Raw genomic sequence first — 15,373 nt, 5'->3', positions numbered from 1 at the left:
TCTGTAATTTCCTTTTGACATAAAAATCAGGTTATATACAAAGATAATAGATTATTAAGGGACTATGAATCTTTCAATTTCCATATATATTATTTACATGATAATGCCTTGCTGTTCTCATCCAGAGTCATTAGAAGAATATTAAGTAGTAAATAGAAATAATAGTTTATGCGTGATGGGAGCTTAGTGAATTTTTTCTATTAACAGTGTTTTTATTTCAAAGGGTTTAAAGATGATATTTTTGTCAATTTTGATTTTGTTGTTTTCAAGTATATCTGTTTCATAAATGTCTTTATCAGGAATTTTCAATTCAAAGTTTGAAATTTTATCAGAACAATTGTAAAATCTGGCTATTAAACCCTGTTCGTTTTCAGAGATCTTTATATTTTCCAGGATTATATCATCTCCTGAAAAGTTGAGCAATCTCTCCTTTTTCTTGTTACCATCGTACTTATTATTGTAGAGTTTTACAGGATTAAATATAAAATTTGCTTCTTTATAAATATTATAGTTCCTATCATGCAGGCACACATAAAATTTTTCTTTAATCCCGTTTCTATCGGAGAATGGGTTTGGATATAATGGCGTTTTCCCGATACTTATACCCAGTTTATTGCTAATAAAGCTGTATCCATGAGACTCTCTTGATACTATTGAGAATCCATGGTCGTTATCGCTGTAGTCTACATATCTCAATGCAGGGAATTCAAAATGTGTTTTTTCATTTGCACTATCTAATTTCATCCTCACATACCCGAAAGGTATTTCCCTTCTAATATAATCTGTAGTGAAACCCGGTTCGAATAGAACCTTAACAAGTTTTTCCCTGTTATTCAGTATAGCTGTATTTTCAAATTCCACGATATCTGAGTCAGGTTTTACTATTATTTTCTGTATTATAAAGGAACTATCTTCAAATGTTCTTTTAATTTCAATAACGCCTATTGTGTTCTCTGAAATTATTCTAATATCAGTTTTTATCTCTTCCATATGCATATCATTTTTTATATTTTGAACATCTATATTCCAGGCATCAAAATTTGATGGTACGTCATTGTATATTCTGATTATGTTTCCATTTTTGATATATTTTTTATTATTGTGAAAAAATGAGATAATACCTTTAGAATTAATTATTAACTTTAATTTTGCATTCTGTACTATATATTTACCTTTTACATTTCTAATTTTTACTGGATTTTGAAATTTATTATCTTCAGCACTTTGATCAACTGTAGCAAAACCTAATGCGGGTACGTTTATTAAAACAAAGTCCTTATCCATAGTATGTATTACTCCATTTCCTGGCATCTCGGAGGGTAAATTTGAGCTGTCTATTTCCAGATATCCAGTAAAGCTATACTGGCTATTGTTTATGGCAATCAAACCTTTCTTGATATTTTTATTTTCTATAAATATCTTTATCGCTATTATTGTAATTTTATCTATCTCTTCATTTAAATTATCCAGTTCAGTAAATTCTTCTTCATATGCATAATAATAGGCTGAACCTGGCAATATATCATGAAACTGTGCCTTCAGTAAATTGTACCACAGATTTTTTGTGTTATTTCTCTGTGTTGCAGACCCATAATTCATAGAATTTAAAAATTCAAGCATTGATAATTTATCTTCAAGGGTTGCAACAAATTTTTTAATCTCATGATTTGTAGTATAAACTCCACGGTGATTTTCAAGATAAATTTCACCATTGTAAGTGGGCATTTTATCATTAAACTTATCAAGGTTGCTAATATAATCCTGCTCATTAAAACTGCTCTTGACCCGGGGCATAAATTCTGAATGTTTAGCCTGATTTAGCTTTAACATCATTTCTATATCAGGTCCTCCACCACCATCACCATATCCATATAAATATGTAATTGGCAGGTCACTATTTTTATTTAATTTACATGCATTGATAATAGAATCAAAATCCAGGTTTTCATTATAACCTAAACTGGATATACTCGTCATAATTGAAGTATTATCGATTCCAGACCACTTAAAACAATGGTATGGAAACTCGGTTGTGTCGTTCCACATTGGTTTATGTGTAACAAAGGCATTCATACCTGATTTAACAAACAACTGTGGCAATTGGCCAGAGAAACCAAAAGTATCAGGCAACCATGCTATCCTGGCATATCTGTTAAAAGCTTCCATAAAATAGCTCTGCCCGTATAATAACTGGCGAGCCAGTGATTCTCCTCTTATTAAATTAGTATCAGATTCAACCCACATGCCACCAACGGGAATCCATTTATCTTCTTTAACCAATTTCTTAATCTTATTAAAAATGGATTTATTATTCTTTTCTATTTCATAGTAGTATAATGCTGTACTCTGTGCAAAGGCAAAATTAAAATCCATATCGTAAAGTTTTAAGACGTTTGAAAAAGATCTCTGTATTTTCCTTACAGTTTCAGAATATGGCCACAACCAGGCAACATCTATATGACAATGACCGAAAGTAAACATTGTATTATTTTTATATTTACTATCACTAATCTCGTTTATTGTTTTAGCAATCTCATCTAATATGTTATTATATCTGTCCATGTTAATTTTGTTTCTATTATAATCTGTAATGGTTTTATTAAGTACGGGGTAACCATATATATCAGATAAAAAATCTATTAATTCTTTATGTTTTTTATTCAGAAGCACAGCAGCCAGTCCTGTAATTTGCTCTATATTTGGAGATTCATATACTGTTGACAGATACTTTAACATACTATTGTAAATTTTGTTTTTAGATCTTCCCATTGTATTCGCATAATTATATAACTGTAACAATTCCATGCCAATTTGAAACAATGTATAATTAATTGTTATTATTTTTATAGATTTTATACTTAAATCCCACTGGTTCCTTCCAAATAATTCCCTGCTTCCTGTTCTGAGTATAAATTCCCTTTTTGGCCCGTTAAATATTGAATATGTATGGCCAGCATCTATTGATTGGTCAAGTATTCCATCAATAATTAATTCTGCATTTCCTGATATTTCTACTGATAGTAAGTATTTATAATTATCCTCCAGTTTATCCAAATTTACTTCAAAGGAAAAATTATTAATGTCATCGGGATTTTGAAAAGTTGAGTAGGGTAATTTTATATCATTATTATTTAGCTTTACATGATCTATAATTTGTACGTCTATTATGCTTAAAGATATAATTTCATATAATCTTCTAGATATTATTAACTTGTTATTGGTTTTGAACATGAAAACTTATCTAATTTAATTATTTAAACTTATTTACATATTACCCAACTATAATATAACTATTATTGTATTCAGCAAAACAATTATATATAACATTTGTATAAATCTGGTATGCAAAGTAGTAATCCCGATATTAAACCAAAAGGAAAAGTTTGGACGTATGTGGTTATAATCATTGTTATTGTCGCAATAATTAGTGGTGGACTTATTTACTATTATTCAACATTTCAACATCCGGCAAAACAGGAAACAATTTCAATAGCAGCGCCTGTTTATTCATCTTCTACCCAGGATTGGGAAGATTTTATAAACAATGCAACACAAAGCTGGCAAGCAGCGCATCCAAATGTTACAATAAAGTTTGTAGGTCCATCTGGGGCAAGTAGTGAAGGTCAATATTATACAAAATTAGATTTATTAACTTCATCTTCCTCTACCGCGCCCTCCGTCATGTTAGAGGATATGTTTTATACAGCAACATATCAGCACGAAGGAATATTATCACCACTAAATTCATATGTAAATTCGACTGTCTTTGACAATGTTTTCCCCTCTGCATTAGGGCAGATGACTATTAATGGAACATATTATGGTTTACCTGCACAGGTCACAGATACTTTGATATATTACAATATAACATTATTACAGAAGGCGGGTGTAATATCATCCAGCAATACAACATGGCAACCAACAAACTGGACTCAGATAATAGACGCTGCACAAAAGGTAAATAACACTCTCGTTCCTACTGATAGTAGTTTAATTCCATTAAACATATATGAGGGAAGTAAAGGAGATGAAGCATCATCATTTACAGGATTTGAAGGCTTATTATACGGCACTGGAAGCGGGCTATATAACTTCACAGATCATAAATGGGTCGGGTACAGTAACGGTTTAAATGAAACTTTTGGATTCTATAAAACAGTTTTTGATGAAGGTCTTGCAACATCTGCATTAAGTTCCACACCATATATAACCGCAGGTCAAGATTTACAGCAGGGAAAATTAGCAATAGCTATAGATGGTAGCTGGATGTATGGATATCAATGGGCGCCAGGAGCACAACATCCAATAAACAACTTCACCAAATATATAGGTGTTGCAATGATACCCACATCTAGCGGTCAGGCACCCGGATTCAATACAATGGTAGGTGGCTGGGGTTGGGCTATGTACAATGGCACACCTTCGTCTGAAAAACCATTAGTTGCTTCCTTTATGACTGCACTGGACAATACATCAAATCAGATACTAATAAATGAACCCGGTCAGGCTTTAGCTGGTGGACTACCAACAGCTAAAAACGCTGTAAACAATACAAATTTCGCAAAACTTATGCCCACTGCTCCTTCACTGGATACATTTTATACGAATATACTTAAATATGGTAGTTATAGGCCTCCTGTTGCAGCATATCCCAAGGTTTCAGATGCGCTCCAGCAAGTAATGGGTGATATTGTTAGCGCTCATTATAGTGTTTCGCATGCCGCAACAGTATACAATTCTTTGCTTGTATCTGCAGTAGGTGGAACTAGCGTTGTGGCTACTACACCCTATACACCATATTTCAGTATAAATTCACACGATACCGGAAATAATCAGTTCAACTATATGTCCAATTTATATTCGGATGTGTCTTTATCACTGTTAAGTTATTTATTATGGTGAAACTAAATGCAACAGTTTGCTAAAAATAAATTTAATTTTAAAAAGAACGCAATTTTTTTAATATTAGTACCATCTTTCGTTTATTTGCTCATATTTTTTATATATCCAATATTCTTATCGATAAAATATTCATTTACAAATTTATCTCTATATGATATTAGCCATTATGCTTTTACGGAATTTACTAACTACAAGGAATTATTTACAAGTCACTTATTTTTGAAATCAATATATATTACAATCATATTTTTGATTTTTTCAGCAATAATCGGGCAAATGTTTCTGGGCTCTATAATAGCCTATTTAATAACATTGACTCAGAAATATTTTAAGATAGTAGTAACTACAGTTATACTTATTGCATGGGCCACACCACAGGTTACAGCGGGAATTATGTGGTACAGTACATTGAGTTACATACCAGATGGGACAATAAATTTTATACTGACCGGTTTCGGATTGCACTCTATAAATTTCCTCTCAATTCACAATGCATTATATTCTATCATTATAGCTAATATATGGATCGGTCTCGGTTTTTCTGTACTAATATTTCTTGGAGGAATTCAAGGAATTGACCCATCGATAATAAAAGCATCTTATGTTGATGGCGCAAAACCTTTTAGAAGGTTTTTCTCTATAATATTCCCTCTTTTGAAAAAAAGTATAATAACTGATTTGTTATTAATTACGTTATTCACATTTGGAACTTTTACATTGATATATGTTCTTACTGCCGGAGGACCTGCTGGTAGTACGGAGTTGCTTACAATTTATCAGTACAATACAGCTTTTTCCCTATTTTCACTTGGTCTGGCAAATGCTATCGGAGTAATTATAATAATAATAGCCCTAGGTCTTTCTTTAATATATCTTAAATTTATTAAGGTGAACTAAAATGAAATTAAATAAATTATTAACATATATCGTTTTGTCATTATTAGGCATTTTATTTGTAATCCCATTTATATGGCTAATTGTTGAGGCCTTTAGCCCTTTAAATAATGTCGGGCTTACCTTCCCATCCTATTACACTTTAAAACCCTTTTACTCTGTATTAACAAATAAAATATTTATCAATTCAATATACGAAGGATTAATACAGTCATTTGGAGGGACTTTTTTGTCGATTTTATTTGCTATAGGTCCTGCCTATATTTTTTCTAGAAAAAGATTTAGATTTAGATTACCTTTGCTACTAGGTATATTACTTCTAACCGGATTTCCAGTATTTTCATTATTAATACCTGAATATGTATTTTATGTCAAAGAATCATTGTATAATAATATAATTGGAGTAATATTATTTTTAGGGGTCTTAAATGTGCCAATAGACATATGGATATTAAAAAATTCATTTGACCAGATACCTCAGGCTATAGAAAAGGCATCATATATAGACGGTGCATCTAATTTGAAGTCTATGCTCTATATCTTTTTGCCGCTTGCTATGCCAATTATGGCTGTTCTGATAATACTGAATTTTGTTATTAACTGGGGAAACTTTTATGTTCCATATATCTTACTTTCATCGACGCATTTGTTTCCCATATCTGTTGAAATATACAGTTTCTTTGGTGCATATAACGTACAGTATAACGAACTAGCAGCATTTTCTATAATATATACTATTCCAGCTATTATATTATATATATTCTCCCAGAAATATATGATAAAAGCATTATCAGGAGGAGTCAAAGGGTGATTTAAATGGCAGATGTAAAAGTAATAGATGTATACAAATCATACGGAAAAGTTCCAGTATTGAAAGGTTTGAATTTTGATATAGAAAACGGAGAATTCTTTGTATTACTTGGTTCTTCCGGATCAGGGAAATCAACAACATTAAATATACTCGCCGGTCTGGATACAATGGATAGTGGCAAAATCCTATTTGACAACAATGCTGTTAATCAATTGTCACCGGTAGAACGTGGGGTTGCTATGGTTTTTCAAAATTACGCGTTATATCCCCATATGACAGTGTTTAAAAATATGGCGTTCCCATTAAAAATGTTAAATTACAAGAAAGAAAGCATAATAAGAATTGTAAATGAAGTCGCAAAGACGCTTGATATTACAACATTACTTGACAGATACCCGCGAGAATTATCCGGGGGCCAGGCCCAAAGAATTGCACTTGGAAGGGCGCTTGTACGTGACCCAAAAATATTTTTACTGGATGAGCCACTAAGCAATTTGGACGCAAATATAAGGTCAAAAATTAGGAATGAGTTAAAATTGATGCAGGAAGAACTGAATAGAACATTTATTTATGTAACTCATGATCAGATGGAAGCGATGTCTCTTGGCGATCATATAGGAATTCTGCACAATGGGTTATTAGAACAATATGGTAAGCCAATAGATATCTATAACAATCCAGTAAATGAGTATATTGCAACTTTCCTTGGTGATCCTGAAATGAATATGCTTTCATGCAGAAAAAATGGAAATATATATGAAGGCGAATGCTCAATTCAGTTTAAATTAAATTCAGAAGATAAGAACATTACATTAGGCGTAAGGCCAGAAAATATATATTTACATAAACAAAATGATGATGATATAGAAGGAAAAATTGTACCTAAAATTTCGGAATTACTTGGATCGCGCACATTAATAATAGGGATGGCAGGAAGTGATAAGGAAATAAAAATAATTACAGAAGAAAGTGATATAAGTATAGGGAAAGAAATTCCTGTATACTTTAACTTAAATAAATGTCATGTATTTAATGAAAAAGGTGATAATATTAATAAATAACTGTTTCAGGAACATTGCCAACAAGATGCAATGAAATGTATCCATTATAATAATGATCAGGAGCCTTAATGGTTATATTTAATATTCCTATATTTTCTGCAACAGAGCCTATAAATTCTCCCTGTGTAGTGCCATTTTCTGTATAGGAACCATAATGAAATGACCATTCTGAAACACAAAACCCTGAAGTTTGAGTATATATATATTTGATTGAAATATTTGAATTAAAAAGTATTATAATATTAAAATTTGAATTGGAATTTACAGTATTTGGAAAAATAATTTTGGTATAATTATAATCAATCCCTATTTGTCCCACATTTATCTTACTTATCGAGTCATTATATATCTTGTTATTATTTTCATCAAAATTATGATAATAAATGTAACCTGACATTATAATTATAAATACAAGTATAAAAGTGATAAGTGTGGCAATAACTTTTCTATAATTGAACATCACTAAAAGAATGTATATACATATAAAAAGGTAACGATAGCAAAAATTGAATGATGTAAAAATTCGACAAAAAGTTAAATCTCATCTCAAATAATAGCATTAATTCTAAAAGGAATCTATTTGCTCTACCCGGTGAATATACAACAGATATACAGATCATCAAATTAAATGCTAAAAATATAAGAGAATTTTACTAACTCTCCGCACTTCTTTAATAGTCGAACAGAATACCATTAAGTTCTGAACAATATCTCTATTTGATTATTGCATCTAATATTTCACATATCATACCTATTTATGGTCTTATTTTTAATTTTTATTTTTTCCTTTAACTTTGTATAATAGCTTTAACTATAACCCCCTTACGGCAATGACCATGTAATGTTGATTGAACTCTGTGATTTAAACCACTGAATGAATATATGCCTTCCTAAACTTGTTTTATTTTTCTTAAACTAATGGCCCATGTTGTCATTAGTATAAGCACTGGATAATTCATTTATATATTTCATATCTTCAGTTTTTAAGTTCACATTCAGTGCATTTATATTGTCATCCAGATATTTTATGTTTGTTATTCCCAGTAGCGGTATAATTTTAATATTTAATTCTCTACCTCTATTTAATAGCCATGCTATGGCGAGCTGGGATAATGTAATATCATTTTCATCAGCAAATTCCTTTAATTTTTTTACTGTATTCAATGTTCTATCTATTTCATTTTGTAACCCAGAATAGTATGTAATTCTGGAACCTTTTCCGTAATTGTTTAAGTACTTCCCTGCAAGTATCCCCTGATCAAGGGGTATATATGCAAGCAAGCCTAAGTTGTATCTCTGTGCATATAGAATCTTATCATTCTCAATTTTCCTGTCAAGTATATTATAAGCCTCCTGCATTGTTATAAAATTATTTAAATTATATTTTTCAGATAAATTCATAAATTCCGGAATATCACAGGCATTAACATTGCTCATCCCTATATACCTGGATAGGTCAAGGTCGACGGTATGGCTCATTGCCTTTAAAGTCTCTATTAATGGAGTATCGTTATCTGACCAGTGGAACTGGTATAAATCCACATAATCTGTTTTTAGCCTCTCCAGTGAACTTTTAATGCCATGCAGTATATGTTTTCTGGATAGACCGGATGAATTAACATAATAATTCATAGGTCCAGCTACCTTTGTAGATATAACCAGTGATTCCCTATCATAATCTTTTAAAATATTACCAAGAACCCTTTCCGAGTTGCCTGTGCATTCTATGCAATCCTCATTATGTTCCACTCTTCCATGGTAAATATCTGCTGTATCATAGAAATTTATGCCTAAATCATAAGCTTTCTTGAAAATTTTCTTAAATTCTTCTTCATCTACAGATTCAACCTTATTAACAAATTGTCCTGATCCTGGCAGGTGCCATGTACCTATGGCCACTGTAGAAACTTTTAATCCAGAATTTCCAACATTAACATATTTCATTAAATAAAATTTATAATCCCTATTTAATACTTGGGATACCGGATAATTGCAGGCCACAGAAAAGTAATACATAATTTATTGTTAATCCTTTTTGAATAGATAATGTACATTATTTTCTGTAAATTGTAAATAGCCTTACTCTCTGTTAATCTCCTCCATATTTATATATTTTCTTCCTGTTACATACTCCTCATTTATGTCCATCATTATAGAACCTGCTAATCTCATTGCAGAATCATCAGATGGAAATGCACCTATTTTCTTAGTCCTTCTTTTTATTTCTGCATTCAATCTTTCTATGGTATTGGATACTCTTAGTCTTCTAAGCCCCTGTATATTTGTATTGAATGATCTATAGTTGTATAATGAATCATAGTATCTGTCAAACATAGTAGAACATTTATCCAATCCTTTATCAACAAGCTTATCCTGCAGTACAGGGAGTATATCAGGATTATCCAGTGCCCGCTTTACCAGCAATGATATATCTTTCCATTGCTGTTTTCCCATTAATTTCCTTAAATTCCTCATAAAGTGTACATGGCAGTATTGCCATGAAGCACCAGGAAATGACTGTTTAACTGCTTCTCTAATACCCTTATTTCCATCTGATATTACCATTTCAACACTATTTAATCCCCTGTTTTTCAGATCATCAAAGAATAATTCCCACTGTATTTCAGTTTCAGAATCATATATTCTTGCACCTAATATCTCTCTATATCCATCACTGTTAATTCCTACACAGATATAGATGGCCTTATTCCTGTACCTTCCATTATTCCTTATTTTAAGGTATGTACCATCTATGTATATGAATTTATATACTCCATCTATCTTCCTTTCAAGGAATTCATTTACTGTTTTATCAAGCCTTGAGTATAATGACGATACATAGGATGGTGATACCTGTACATCTAAGGATTTTACTACCTTATTCACATTCCTTGTAGAAACTCCACTAAGGTATGATTCCAGTATAATGGATTCTACAGCTCTCTCTACCCTTGAATAATTGTCAAATACAGCTGTATGGAAAGATGTTTCCCTGAACTGTGGCTTATCCAGTATAATCTTTCCATCTGTTGTCAATAATGATCTCTGCTTATACCCATTCCTGTAATCCTTTCTATTACTATTTCTCTCATACCTGGATGCATTTATTTGCTCTTCTGCTTCCTCATTCATGAGATCATTCAGGATCCACTTCTTTAAATCCCTCATATTTTCTCTGTTCAATCCATAACTTTTTATCTTTTCTTTTATTACTTCTAATTGGTCTTGCATTTTTTTCACCCCAATCTAAATTATGCAAGGCCATTTATAATTTACAGACAATTACTTACACTATCTTTGAATATGACTACATATAAATCATAAAGAGAACAAAAAGATAAAGAATATCATGATAGCAGAGTCCGGTATGTCAATTATATTCAGATACAAAACTGGGTAAGCAAATCATAGAATACCTGGAATAGGCAGAAACCTTAAAAGGGCACTAAACACAATGGAATAAACCCAATGGTTCATGGTTTAAGGGGAATGATTTATTTTTTCCCAAATCACTCTCCTTTCTTTATAATGTCCACTGCCCTTTTTATTTCTTCAACAGATGCTTCATTTTCCAGTGTGCTGATATCTCCGGGCAATTGATCCAGGTAAACTGCCTTAATTACTCGCCTCATTATTTTTCCACTTCTGGTTTTCGGCACTGTACTCACTATGTGAATTTCCTCCGGAACCATAATTGGGCCGAGATTATTCCTTATCCTTTTTTTAATATTCTCTATTAATTCAGGGGATTTTTCATATCCATCTTTTAATGTTGCAAATGCAACGATGGTATCTCCTTTTACTGTATCCGGTTTGCCAAATACAGCTGCTTCAGCTATTTCCTTCATGGATACTAAACCGTCCTCAACTTCAATCGTACCAATCCTGTGCCCGGATACCTTCAAAACTTCATCCGATCTGCCCAGAAGCCAGTAATATCCATCATCATCCTGAATGGCATAGTCACCCATAAAATATTTGCCCTTGAATTTTGAGAAATATGTGTCAATGTACCTTTTATCATCATTATTCACGGTGAGCATCAATCCGGGCCATGGCTTTTTAATTACTATATACCCCTTTTCCCCTGGCTTTACATTTTTCCCATTTTCATCCAGGATTTCCGCATCTATACCGGGCATAGGGAACGTGGCCGAACCCGGCTTTAGATCGGGCAATCCCAGCCTGGCAGAGGGTGATATTGTAAAACCGCCTGTTTCTGTTTGCCAGTAGGTATCAATTATAGGGCATCTGCTCTTTCCAATTACTTCATAGTACCAGTGCCATGCTGCAGGATTTATAGGTTCACCAACAGTGCCCAGGGTTTTTAAGGAAGACAGGTCATGTGACAACGGGTATTTTTCTCCGTATTTCATTAACAGCCTTATTGCCGTTGGTGATGTATATAGAAGGTTAACGCCATATCTTTCAATAATCTCCCACATCCTGTCTGGCTTTGGATAATCTATAGCTCCTTCATACATTACAGATGTTAAACCTAACAATAAAGGTGCAAACACTATATAGCTATGCCCGGTGATCCATCCAATATCAGCAGCACACCACCACCTATCCTCGTCTTTCGGATTAAATGCCCATTTTAATGTATTGGCAATCCAGACAGGATATCCTCCGTTGGCATGTAAAATACCTTTGGGCTTTCCGGTAGTTCCTGAGGTATACAGAATAAATAATGGGTCATTTGAATCCATTTGCTCGGGCTCTACATATCCATCTTCTATAATATCATCATAGTAATAATCACGGTCCGGCTCCATGTCTATTTCTGTATGTGTGTTTTTTACTACAATGACATTGTCCACACCATTGCTAAGGTCTATAGCCTTATCAACAATATTTTTTAGCTGTATAATATTCCCCTTTCTATATCCTCCATCAGCAGTTATAATTGTTTTAGAATTTGAATTATTTATTCTCTCAGCCAGGGCCTGTTCACCGAAACCGGAGAATACAACATTAAATACCGCACCTATTCTTGCACACGCCAGCATTGCTATTGGTGCTTCAAGGATCATAGGCATGTATATTGTAATTTTATCTCCCTTTTTTACACCGAGGTTTAATAATCCCCTTGCAAATGCATTGACCCTCCTGTATAATCCAAAATATGTTACAACCTTTTCCTCTCCTCTCTCCGGAACCCATATAAACGCTACTTTGTTCCGTTTCTCGTTCTGTATGTGCCTGTCAAGGCAATTATATGATAGATTAGTTTTTCCATTGATAAACCAGCGGTAAAATGGTTTTTTAGAGTCATCAAGTACTTTATCAAACGGCTTAAACCAGTCTATTATCCGTCCATTTTCATTCCAGAATCCGTTAACATCTTTTAAAGACCTTTCGTATTCTTCAAAGTATTTGCTCATGTGCACTTTGTATTTTTCATCCATTGGCAAAGTATCTTTCATAGATAAATATAGGATTGACACATATTTAAATTTTGTGAAATAGACTATATAAATAAATACGTCAATAGCCAGATAATTTTTGTAAATTTTTCTCGTTTACACGTATTCTGCCCTAACACTTACTTATACAATTTTCCTCCATTCAACCTATATGAGGATAATTAGTTATTAGGTTCCCGGTGTAATTCGTCTCCAGTAAATTTTTCAAAATAAAATGTAAGCTGAATATTGTTACGCACTGTTCACCCATAATCATAAATTTTAAACTACTACTAGCAGAGACTGAATTTTATGCTGAATATTAGTGTATCTCATATAAATTGATTGATATTGGCAAGTGCCTTTGAGAATAAGAGATATGAGGTTTGGATTTCCAGTTCTCAATTTAAGTTCGTTGATCATGTAATATGCTCCTGGCTAGCTGCAGATGCCCTTATAGTATTATGAAACACAGAGAAGGTGGGATAATGAGAACTAATATAAGCTATAAAAAACAATAGAAATATAGTAACGTACAATACAATAAATTTTTATACAAATAATGATTGATTTCGTAAACTGCAACAGTCAAGTTGAATTGTTGCAAATAAAGGAGTGTAAATATGGATGAAACTGAAAATGTATTTGGAACGGTTTTTAAGGTAGACCCTGCACCACTTGGATTAACTGGCTTTGCGCTGACAACATTTATGCTCAGCTTTGTCAATGCCGGAATTATTGGGTCAAAGGGTGGAACTGGCATGGCAATTTCCTTCGCTTTTGCTTACGGGGGCATTGCCCAGCTTATAGCAGGCCAATGGGAAATGAGAAGGGGCTCTCAATTTGGTTTTGTTGCCTTTTCATCTTACGGTGCATTCTGGTTGTGGTACGTATTCCTTGAGGTTGCGGCGCATTTTAGTGTTATTACAGTTACTAACGAAGCACTTGGCGTTTCATTGCTTCTCTGGGGAGTATTTACGTTGTATATGTTTGTAACTGCAATCAGGTTAAATCTGGGACTTATGTTTACTTTCCTGTTCCTCTGGCTCACGTTCTTTTTCCTGGGGGCCGGCGCAATGTCAGGTGTTGTAATAATAACCCATATTGGAGGATATCTTGGAATACTGGCTGCAGCCTTTGCTATATATACTGCATTTGCCGTAGTTACCAACAGTAATCATGCGGGGAGAATACCACTTGGGGCTGGCATAGGTAGTAAAAAGAAGTAAATTTATTATTTATCTTTTATATAATCATTTAATTATTTTGTATGTTAATTATTAAAATGCACTACCGTTAACTGATTCAGAATACTATAGTATGCTTTACAAATTTATCCATGTGACTATTGATGCTAAAGGCTATTTATGCTGCCTCCTATGCCAGAAATGAAATTCACGATACCCGATTTTAATAACCCCACAATTCACCCTGGATTTTTTATAAATGTAATTCAACACATCCTTAAATATTTTCATCAGATTTGTTATCTATGTATGATGATTTAAAAGGTAAAAATGTCCTTGTTACAGGTGGTTCCAAAGGCATTGGCAGAGCAATTGCCCTCAGGTTTTTGGAAGAAGGGGCAAATGTCATGTCAATATCTAGAAACATTCCAGAAGATACTGATGATCGAATTACATACTATAATTGTGACGTTTCCGGTAGCAACGATGTAAAAAGTACCATTGAAAATATTCTTTCCAAATTTAATGGTATAGATATTCTTGTTAATAATGCAGGGATAGAAGAGTATGCAAGGCTTGATAAAACAGATGAAGGCATGTGGGATCGAATTATGGACATAAATGTTAAAGGGGTTTATAATGTATCAAAGTACTGCATTCCAGAAATGATAAAAAACCACAGTGGCAATATAATAAATATCTCATCAGTCCAGGCAAATATTATAACAAAAAACGCAGCTGCATATGTAACATCAAAGCATGCGATAATAGGATTGACAAAGAGTATAGCTCTGGATTATGCCCCTGAAATAAGATGCAATGCTGTATTGCCAGCTACAATAGATACACCTCTGGTCAGGAAAGCAGCTATTCTGGAAGTCGGCAACAATGAAGAAAAAATTAAAGACAAAATAAGGGAATGGGGTTTGCAGCATCCTTTAGGAAGAATAGGAAAGCCTGAAGAAGTTGCAAATACAGTATTATTTCTGGCATCAAACCAGTCGTCTTTTATAACCGGAGCATCAATAATGGTGGATGGGGGTTTAAGCATAAAAGCGCCTATAAGTACACCTGATGAATAGGAAACTGGAATAAATATTAATGTTGTGC

10 protein-coding genes and 1 pseudogene are annotated in these 15,373 nt (G+C 33.0%); 6 read left to right on the top strand and 5 right to left on the bottom strand.

The genetic code is table 11. The annotated features are described in order from the left end of the window. Positions 1 to 183: 183 nt before the first annotated feature. Entirely contained in the window at positions 184 to 3,231 is a 3,048-nt protein-coding gene (locus tag fad_RS05075; protein ID WP_081142381.1) for an alpha-mannosidase, read from the bottom strand. Positions 3,232 to 3,342: 111 nt separating this feature from the next. On the opposite strand from fad_RS05075, the gene fad_RS05070 reads away from it, so the two are divergent. The 4 genes and pseudogenes from fad_RS05070 to fad_RS09580 all read left to right on the top strand — a co-directional run. Then, complete coding sequence (locus fad_RS05070) at positions 3,343 to 4,902, top strand: extracellular solute-binding protein (protein ID WP_081142379.1); 1,560 nt, start codon at positions 3,343 to 3,345, stop codon at positions 4,900 to 4,902. 6 nt (positions 4,903 to 4,908) lie between these two features. Next, positions 4,909 to 5,799, top strand: a complete 891-nt coding sequence (locus fad_RS05065) for a carbohydrate ABC transporter permease (RefSeq protein WP_081142377.1) — start codon at positions 4,909 to 4,911, stop codon at positions 5,797 to 5,799. Between the two features lies 1 nt (position 5,800). After that, positions 5,801 to 6,607, top strand: a complete 807-nt coding sequence (locus tag fad_RS05060; RefSeq protein WP_081142375.1) for a carbohydrate ABC transporter permease — start codon at positions 5,801 to 5,803, stop codon at positions 6,605 to 6,607. Positions 6,608 to 6,612: 5 nt separating this feature from the next. After that, positions 6,613 to 7,035 (top strand): annotated as a pseudogene (locus fad_RS09580) (ABC transporter ATP-binding protein); the annotation flags it as partial. 622 nt (positions 7,036 to 7,657) lie between these two features. Here the strand turns inward: fad_RS09580 and fad_RS05050 are convergent. The 4 genes from fad_RS05050 to acs form a co-directional block, all read right to left on the bottom strand. Beyond that, entirely contained in the window at positions 7,658 to 8,128 is a 471-nt protein-coding gene (locus tag fad_RS05050; RefSeq protein WP_081142371.1) for a hypothetical protein, read from the bottom strand. 455 nt (positions 8,129 to 8,583) lie between these two features. Further along, positions 8,584 to 9,612 (bottom strand): aldo/keto reductase, encoded by a 1,029-nt coding sequence (locus fad_RS05045; protein ID WP_081142358.1) that lies wholly within the window; start codon positions 9,610 to 9,612, stop codon positions 8,584 to 8,586. Positions 9,613 to 9,747: 135 nt separating this feature from the next. Further along, entirely contained in the window at positions 9,748 to 10,899 is a 1,152-nt protein-coding gene (locus fad_RS05040) for an IS256 family transposase (RefSeq protein ID WP_081143160.1), read from the bottom strand. Between the two features lie 278 nt (positions 10,900 to 11,177). Further along, the gene (acs, locus tag fad_RS05035; RefSeq protein WP_081142356.1) at positions 11,178 to 13,097 is read right to left on the bottom strand and encodes an acetate--CoA ligase; all 1,920 of its coding nucleotides are present in this window, start codon (positions 13,095 to 13,097) and stop codon (positions 11,178 to 11,180) included. A 602-nt stretch (positions 13,098 to 13,699) separates the two neighbouring features. On the opposite strand from acs, the gene fad_RS05030 reads away from it, so the two are divergent. After that, complete coding sequence (locus fad_RS05030; RefSeq protein ID WP_081142354.1) at positions 13,700 to 14,305, top strand: acetate uptake transporter; 606 nt, start codon at positions 13,700 to 13,702, stop codon at positions 14,303 to 14,305. Between the two features lie 263 nt (positions 14,306 to 14,568). After that, positions 14,569 to 15,345, top strand: a complete 777-nt coding sequence (locus tag fad_RS05025; RefSeq protein ID WP_081142352.1) for a glucose 1-dehydrogenase — start codon at positions 14,569 to 14,571, stop codon at positions 15,343 to 15,345. Positions 15,346 to 15,373: the final 28 nt, after the last annotated feature.

This window comes from Ferroplasma acidiphilum (assembly GCF_002078355.1).
GTDB lineage: Archaea > Thermoplasmatota > Thermoplasmata > Thermoplasmatales > Thermoplasmataceae > Ferroplasma > Ferroplasma acidiphilum.
Note: the sequence above shows the minus strand (reverse complement) of the source record. Positions and strands in the feature narration are given on the sequence as shown.

Excerpts from the sequence above, each read along its gene's own strand:
- fad_RS05075 (WP_081142381.1), bottom strand. The coding sequence starts at position 3,231 with ATGTTCAAAACCAATAACAAGTTAATAATATCTAGAAGATTATATGAA.
- fad_RS05070 (WP_081142379.1), top strand. The coding sequence starts at position 3,343 with ATGCAAAGTAGTAATCCCGATATTAAACCAAAAGGAAAAGTTTGGACG.
- fad_RS05065 (WP_081142377.1), top strand. The coding sequence starts at position 4,909 with ATGCAACAGTTTGCTAAAAATAAATTTAATTTTAAAAAGAACGCAATT.
- fad_RS05060 (WP_081142375.1), top strand. The coding sequence starts at position 5,801 with ATGAAATTAAATAAATTATTAACATATATCGTTTTGTCATTATTAGGC.
- fad_RS05050 (WP_081142371.1), bottom strand. The coding sequence starts at position 8,128 with ATGTTCAATTATAGAAAAGTTATTGCCACACTTATCACTTTTATACTT.
- fad_RS05045 (WP_081142358.1), bottom strand. The coding sequence starts at position 9,612 with ATGAAATATGTTAATGTTGGAAATTCTGGATTAAAAGTTTCTACAGTG.
- fad_RS05040 (WP_081143160.1), bottom strand. The coding sequence starts at position 10,899 with ATGCAAGACCAATTAGAAGTAATAAAAGAAAAGATAAAAAGTTATGGA.
- acs (WP_081142356.1), bottom strand. The coding sequence starts at position 13,097 with ATGAAAGATACTTTGCCAATGGATGAAAAATACAAAGTGCACATGAGC.
- fad_RS05030 (WP_081142354.1), top strand. The coding sequence starts at position 13,700 with ATGGATGAAACTGAAAATGTATTTGGAACGGTTTTTAAGGTAGACCCT.
- fad_RS05025 (WP_081142352.1), top strand. The coding sequence starts at position 14,569 with ATGTATGATGATTTAAAAGGTAAAAATGTCCTTGTTACAGGTGGTTCC.